Genomic DNA, 7,663 nt, shown 5'->3' with positions numbered 1-7,663 from the left:
GGCAAGATGCCCATCCCACAAGAGTTATTTTTTCTTGTGGGATGGGCATCTTGCCCGTCCCATCAATTGATGAAAAGGACTTTTGCAAGAGGTCTAATATCAGGAACAGCAAAATCCATCCCTGTTAGTTCGTCTTTCTGAACTTGAGTGGAGATATCGGTCTGGGGCTTTAGACTACTATAAAATTTAAGATTGTCGCCTCCTGACGCCCGCAGGTCGAAGTTGGTGAATGGATCCAAAAGGTCGATCGCACTACCAGTCGCAGCGGCCGCCCAATCTGGTTTTCGAGTCAAATTGTAGCTGGTATCAAATAAAACATTGGTATCGCCGACCGCAATTTGACCACTCGGATTTAAGCGATCGAACTTACTGCAAAATAAGTCTGGTCTTTCCGCTGAAACACCCGCAACATTTCCCTGAATAGGGTTTTCTTCAAACAGTCCTCCAGTCTTAAACATAAGCTATTTTTTTGGTAGTCCCGCCACCGGAAATAAATTTTACTATATTAGTTCTGGACTTATGGGGATCCAGAAACCGGGGAAAGATGGACGATTAGACTTCGCCCGAGCCCGCACACGGGCGTAAAAAACCCGGTTTCGAGGAGTCAGAATGCGTCTAGGAATGTATATTTTACGGCTTTTCAAACTATCATCAAATAGTCTAAGAAGTACCTTATATTTTACAAAAATTAACCTAAGATATGTCACCTTTCTCAATCACAGCCCTTTCGGCTTGTTCCACAAAAATTTGATTTTCCCTGTGGGTGTTCTGCATTTATTAAACTGCATATTTCAATGCCGTATTCCCGAGTCATCAAATCCTCTCCCCCTCTGCCCTTCTCGCCCTCTCCCCCTCGAACATAATAGACAATCTAGGATGGTGCAGCAGCTTAACCAGCCCCACCCTAACAATTCATGGGTGGAAGAAGCCCAAAAGCCCTCTACAGGACAGGCCCCGCCTCCTGCAGCCTCAACGCTGCTGTGAGCTTATTTGTTCACAGCGGAGCTAAATTGTCTTAAAATATACAATAGGGTAAAGTGGTTCAAGGATCACGCATATTAAAGACAGCCACTAATTTGCAATAATTCTTTACAATACAAGTACAGCACAACGAGTCACTACCCCCTAACTCTTCCCTGAAGAAAGGGTGCCCAAAGGTCGGATAGAAAACAATAAAAATGGTGAATTTCACTCTTGGGTCGTGTAGTTTCTTCCTTCTGCTAAACGGGAACCCCCGCGCTCTACCTGTCCTCAGGTGAGCGTCGGGATGAAAGGCGCGTGAGTCAAGGGGTTCGATACCCCGCCGACGAACAATTATCTTCGCTTTTAGAGGTAACTTTTAAGCTTCTTATCAACTCCCTTAAAACTTCTGTTTTTCCTCTTTCTGTCTCACTACAATATGATTCAAGCAATTCAAACTCCTTGTCCGAAAGCTGAAAAGTAATCTTTTTCATGGTATTTACTGGCTTATATATGGTACAATTATGTCATGATAACAGCCCATCAGTACAAATTACGCCCGAACCAAGAGCAAGCCAGTCAATTTGACTATTGGCTAGGCTTGTTGCGTATGCAGTATAACGGGAGGCGGGCAGAGCGGTTCAACTGGTTTGAGTCCACTCGAAGCCCGGTTGATGCTTGCTCTCTTGTATCATGCAGTATCGCTCCAATAGTCAAACAACCTGAGTATTATTGGCAGAAGAAAGACTTACTGAATACCAAAAACCTATTCCGTGAATACGCAGGCATTCACTCTCAGGTATTGCTCAATTGCATTGAGAGAGTCAAGAAAGCTTTTGACAGGTATATCAAGGCGGATTCGTCAGGCAAGCGTTCTGGCAAGCCAAGATTTAAAGGTAGAGGCAGATATCACAGATTCACCTACACCCATATGAAGCAGGACTGCATTAAAGGTAATCGCATCACATTGCCCAAAATTGGTGATGTGAAGATTATCCTGCATCGTCCTATTCGTGATGGCTTCAAAATCCCAACTGCGACTATCGTATTTGCTGCTGATGGCTACTATGTGACCTTAACTTTGCAATATGAATCAGTGCCAGTAATTAGCCCTGATTTCTCTCATGAAAAGTTAGTGGGCATTGATATGGGACTCAATGAGTTTTTGAATACCAGTCATGCCGATACAGTGCTAATCCCTGAGTTTGCCAGGAAAGCTGGACAGGTCAAAAAGCGATTAAACAAGTCTGTTTCTCGTAAGAAGAAAGGCAGTAATCGCAGAGGTAAGGCGGTTAAACGTTTGTCTAGACATCATCAGAAAGTGGCTAGGCAAGGTAAAGATTTTCATTACAAGACGGCAAAGCAATTACTTGATAGGTACGACGTAATTGGCTTTGAAGACTTGAATGTAAAAGGTTGGGCGAAAACTAGGTTGGCGAAATCTATTCTAGATGCTGGTTGGAGTGAATTTATAGCTATTGTGGCTTGCAAGGCCCAAAGTGCTGGCAAGATGACTATAGCTGTGCATCCCAACGGCACAACCCAAAACTGTTCTAGTTGCGGTACTTGCATCCGTAAAACCATTGCCAACAGATGGCATAGTTGCCACCTCTGCGGTTGGGAATTGGATCGGGATGTGAATGCTGCGGTTAATGTTAAAAACATTGCTGTCGGGCGGACACTAATTAAAGCGAGCCTGTGTGTTTCCTATGTAGACGCAGGATTAGCTCAGAAGTCCACCCTATACTCGTCCACGAGTTAGGGCGCTTGAGTCGTTACTCTCAGGTTTGTTCACCTTATTGGCAATCAGTTACGAGGAGATTTGACCCGCCGTGCTCCAACGCATCAAACAAGACTTAAAAAACGACCTGATCGCAGGTCTACTGGTAGTGATTCCCTTAGCTACCACCATCTGGCTGACAATTACCGTCGCCAGTTGGGTCATCAATTTTCTCACTAAAATTCCCAAGCAGATCAACCCTTTTGACGGACTCAACCCGATTTTGGTGAATCTGCTAAATCTCTTAGTAGGGCTGGCTGTACCTCTGCTGAGCATTACAATCATTGGTTTGATGGCCCGCAATATCTTCGGGAGGTGGTTGCTAGACTTTGGCGAACGCCTGTTGCAGGCAATTCCCCTAGCCGGTTCGGTTTACAAAACTCTCAAACAACTGCTGGGAACCCTCCTCAAATCAAACGACAAATTTCGCCGCGTGGTGTTGGTGGAATATCCCCGCCGGGGAATCTGGACTTTAGCTTTTGTGACCGGTACGATCGAGACTAACGATATGCCGCCTCATCTGTCGGGCGAAACCCCGATCGGCATTTTCATCCCCACGACTCCCAACCCCACCACTGGATGGTACGCTATAGTCCCGGAGGCAGATTTAGTCAATTTGTCAATGTCGATCGAAGATGCCTTTAAAGTCATCATCTCTGGTGGCATCGTCAACCCCAGCAACTCAGTTCCAGTAACCCCGGCAAACATCAAGGGCAAAACACTCGAACCCTTAGTATCTGAATCAAGATACCAGCCCGTCCCAGTCGAAGAAGAGTGAACCAAGACATCTTTAGTGACCCGCGCCGGTCGTGCAAACTTTCTCCATAGCAGATAATATTTGGACAAAACCAGCCCAAACCGAGAAAGCCTATACTTAGAAACCCGGTTTCGAGCATAAATCTTGGGTTTGAGGGCGAAGTATCTGTAAACTACCCGCCGCTGGTGAGTCAGACAGCTGGCATTGTACCGCTTTTAGTTGGGTTTTCTGCTAAAGTTCAAGTCCGCGCGCGATCGAAAAACTTCCTACATTCTCAATTGCTATCTAAAAACTGTCACTAACCCCACCCTAAAGGGATGGGGCTTGTAGGGAAACCAAGCCATAGGTGGAACACAAGCGCAAGTAGGACTAGACAACGGTCGAGAAGCCAATTTGAACTAACTGAAGGTGGCACTTCAAAGGATGTTATAGGCGCTATTCCTAACCCGTAACCACTCCGTTAGTCAAAGTCGAAGGAAATTAAACAGTTAGGTTTATCGCCAAACAAACACCATGCAATACGTTCCTGTAGTAGACTGTGAGCAACGTCCTTTAATGCCAACAACACCCGCAAGGGCAGAGCGTTGGATTAAATCTGGAAAAGCAACACCATTTTTCCGTAAAGGGATATTTTGTGTTCGCTTAAACGTTGAACCTTCAAATCGTCATACTCAACCCGTAGCAGTTGGAATCGATCCGGGTTCTAAACGTGAGGGGTACACAGTTAAATCAAAAGCTCACACCTACTTAAATCAGCAGTTTCATTCTGTTGATTGGGTGAAAGAGGCTGAAGAGACAAGTACAAATGCCAGACGTGCAAGACGTAATCGAAAAACACCTTGTCGCCAACCTCGTCAAAACCGTTCGCGTGGCCCGATTCCTCCGAGCACTAAGGCGCGCTGGCAATTCAAAATCCGAGTAGTCAAAGTTTTTGATACCATCTTTCCTCTCTCAGGTATTGGAATTGAGGATGTAAAAGCAGTGACAAAAAAAGATTGTCACACGTGGAATACGTCATTTTCGCCTTTAGAAATTGGCAAAAAAGGGTGTTATTCCGAGTTGGAAAGAATTGCACCTGTCACCCTATTTGATAGCTATACCGACACCTACTTAACTCGTCAAAGATTAGGTCTAAAAAAATCTAAGGCAAAGTTATCCAATGTTTTTGATGCGCATTGTGTCGATTCTTGGGTGCTAGCTTACCTGTTGGTAGGTGGCGATATATCACCAGAAAATATGGTGGTGATGGAATGTAAGCCCATCCGCATTTATCGCAGACAATTGCACGTTTTTAACCCTGGGAAAAACGGATATCGCCGTCCTTACGGTGGCTCCATGTCGCAAGGATTGAAGCGTGGGGGGATTGTCAAGCATCCTAAGTATGGAAAGTGTTACGTAGGTGGCGAAGATGCGAAAAAATCTCGCATTAGCCTGCACAGTCTTGGTACAGGAAAACGCCTGTGTCAAAACGCAAAGCCCACGGATTGTAAGTTTCTGGCTTACAACTCATGGCGAACTGTAAAGCCGTCCTAAAAGGACGGGGTTTCCCACCCATTTTCTGATGAAAAAAGCCCGCGAAACAGCACGCGAACTCGCACTCCTCGGCATCAGCCAACTGCCGACGAATCCAGAACTCTTAGAAGCCAAGAAACTGCAAGATGTTGTCCTCGCGGCCATCCGCGCCCTGACAACAGAAGTTCAAGAAGCCCTAGAAGCAGCAGCATCCGAAGTGCAGCGCAGTAGCGACAAACTGCTTGCTAGCGAAATCCGCGCCGCCGATATACAAAGTTCTAGGGCAATGGTGCGGGAAGCAGTGGAACTCACCCAAACCGCGATCAACCGTCTCGGTTCAGCTATGGAGTTTCCAGAACTGATCCAGCTAGCCAACCAGCAAGATGTCCGCACCTATGCTTTGCAAATCCTGACGAAAGTCAGCGCTAACCGTGTTCAAATTGACGAATTGCTCTCGGAAGCCCTTGTAGACTGGCAAATAGAACGCTTGGCCCGGATCGATCGAGATATCATGAGAATCGCAATCGCCGAAATCCTATATCTCGGCTTAGCCGAACAAGTCAGCGTCAGCGAAGCCGTCCAACTCGCAAAACGCTACAGCGGCGACGAAGGACATCGCTTCATCAACGGAGTCCTCCGCCGAGTAGTCGATAAAATCAATGCAGAAGTTGTTAGTCCCTAGTCCTTAGTCAGTAGTCATTGGTCATTAGTGATTGGCAATCCGCAATCGGCTCTACACTAGGGACTGAGGACTAAGGACTCATAACTATAGTCCTTAGTCAGTAGTCATTGGTCATTAGTGATTGGCAATCGGCAATCGGCTCTACACTAGGGACTACTGACTAAGGACTAATAACTATTCTCTATTCCCAATTTCCTATGGTATTTAATTGGTTTCGTCGCCAGTACAGCGAAAGCAAATCTTCTGAAGAAGAGGCAACCCCCGAACAGCCGACAGATGAGTCGACAAAATCCGCACCGATTGAGCCTCAAACAGATGCAGCAGCAGAGCAAAGCTCTCCCGCTGTAGCCGAAGATTATCTCAATTGGGCTAAAGCTGCTTACAAAAATATTCAAAAACAGCAAAAGCCCGAAACAGAAGTTTCCGAGACAGCAGCGCCCGAGGTGACAGCAGCCTCCACAGAAATCGCGACAGTTGCAGAAGTTGCAGAACCGACGACTATTGAAGCAACGGAGGCTGACGAACTCGAACCAGCACCCACAGCACCAACTGTTGCAGAAGTTCCAGAAGTTGCGGCACCACCGGCACTTGAAGCTACAGATGCGATCGAACTCGATGCAGCAGAGCCCGCAGAAATTGCACAAACTCTGCAACCAACAGCCGGGGCGATCGACATTGCACCTATTGCTCAACAATTAGAAGTTACAGCAGAAAATATAGAAATTGCCGAACCTGCAACTGAGGTTGTAGAAACCGAATCACTCGCATCTGATGGCGCAGCAGCGGAAGCCCTGCCGTTTTGGGCCAGAGCTCAGGCCGATCGGATGGAGCGCATCGAACGTCTCAAAGAAACCGCAATTGAAGAACCAGAGGCAATTGCAGCCGCCGCCGAGAGAGCGGCAATTATCGAAGAAATTCCCGGTTTCGCCTTTGACGAAGGCTTCCTGTGGTCTTCAGAAATTTTAGCCAGTCAAGGCCGCCGCCCAGACCAAGTATCCGTTGAAGAAATCAGTTGGCTGCAAAAACTGCGGAAAGGCTTAGAAAGAACTCGCCGCAGCTTAATTAATCAACTAAAGGCGATCGTGGGTCAAGGCCCGCTCAATCAAGACGCGGTAGCGGAAATTGAGACTTTGCTGCTACAAGCCGATGTCGGAGTCGCAGCCACCGACATCATTATCACTCGCCTCCAAGAAAGACTCAAACAAGAAGTGCTGCCGCCAGAACAGGCTCTAGCCTACCTCAAAACCATCCTGCGCGACATTCTAGACGCTCCCTGTGCCTCCACCGCCGCCGGCAATCCCGCCTACAGCCTGACATTTGCCCCGGAAAAAGACACTTTCAACATCTGGTTAATTGTAGGAGTCAACGGTGCGGGCAAAACTACTACGATCGGCAAACTAGCCCACATTGCTCAAAAATCCGGCTACAAAACCCTGATTGCTGCAGCCGACACTTTCCGCGCCGCCGCCGTCGAACAGGTGAAAGTTTGGGGCTCCCGCAGTGGGGTCGAAATTATTGCCAACCCCGGGAAAAATACCGACCCGGCTGCTGTCGTGTTTGATGCGATCGCCGCCGCCAGCGCCCGAGGCACAGAACTGCTGATCGTAGACACCGCAGGCCGCCTGCAAAACAAAAAAAATCTGATGGACGAATTAAGTAAAATCCGTCGCATTGTAGATAAGAAAGCCCCAGGCGCTACCGTAGAATCTCTACTGGTCTTGGATGCCACACTCGGTCAAAATGGTTTGCGACAGGCAGAAGTATTCGCAGAATCGGCAAAATTAAGCGGAGTAGTATTGACAAAACTCGACGGTTCTGCTAAAGGTGGTGTTGCCCTAGCAGTTGTGCAGCAGCTTGGTCTGCCAATCCGGTTTATTGGAGTCGGGGAAAGCATCGAAGACTTGCGTCCGTTTTCTAGTTACGAATTTGTGGAAGCCCTACTCGATTTTAGATTTTAGATTTTAGATTTTAG

Annotated in this window: 6 protein-coding genes; 5 read left to right on the top strand and 1 reads right to left on the bottom strand. The window is 47.2% G+C overall.

Annotation, left to right across the window (positions count from 1 at the left end; genetic code table 11):
* Positions 1-62: 62 nt before the first annotated feature.
* Positions 63-458, bottom strand: a complete 396-nt coding sequence (locus ACUVJL_RS26295) for a hypothetical protein (protein ID WP_445248532.1) — start codon at positions 456-458, stop codon at positions 63-65.
* 1,031 nt (positions 459-1,489) lie between these two features.
* Here ACUVJL_RS26295 and ACUVJL_RS26290 point away from each other — a divergent pair.
* The 5 genes from ACUVJL_RS26290 to ftsY all read left to right on the top strand — a co-directional run bounded on the left by ACUVJL_RS26290 (position 1,490) and on the right by ftsY (position 7,649).
* On the top strand, positions 1,490-2,722 hold the full coding sequence (locus ACUVJL_RS26290; RefSeq protein ID WP_445248531.1) for an RNA-guided endonuclease InsQ/TnpB family protein: 1,233 nt from the start codon (positions 1,490-1,492) through the stop codon (positions 2,720-2,722).
* A gap of 70 nt (positions 2,723-2,792) precedes the next feature.
* Entirely contained in the window at positions 2,793-3,518 is a 726-nt protein-coding gene (locus ACUVJL_RS26285; RefSeq protein WP_445248530.1) for a DUF502 domain-containing protein, read from the top strand.
* A gap of 492 nt (positions 3,519-4,010) precedes the next feature.
* Positions 4,011-5,030, top strand: a complete 1,020-nt coding sequence (locus tag ACUVJL_RS26280) for an RRXRR domain-containing protein (protein WP_445248529.1) — start codon at positions 4,011-4,013, stop codon at positions 5,028-5,030.
* A 28-nt stretch (positions 5,031-5,058) separates the two neighbouring features.
* The gene (gene nusB / locus ACUVJL_RS26275) at positions 5,059-5,691 is read left to right on the top strand and encodes a transcription antitermination factor NusB (RefSeq protein WP_445248528.1); all 633 of its coding nucleotides are present in this window, start codon (positions 5,059-5,061) and stop codon (positions 5,689-5,691) included.
* A 197-nt stretch (positions 5,692-5,888) separates the two neighbouring features.
* Entirely contained in the window at positions 5,889-7,649 is a 1,761-nt protein-coding gene (ftsY, locus tag ACUVJL_RS26270) for a signal recognition particle-docking protein FtsY (protein ID WP_445248527.1), read from the top strand.
* Positions 7,650-7,663 lie beyond the last annotated feature (14 nt).

Source organism: Microcoleus sp. OTE_8_concoct_300, assembly GCF_031383065.1.
Taxonomy (GTDB): domain Bacteria; phylum Cyanobacteriota; class Cyanobacteriia; order Cyanobacteriales; family Microcoleaceae; genus Microcoleus.
This window is presented reverse-complemented; position numbering and strand designations above follow the sequence as displayed.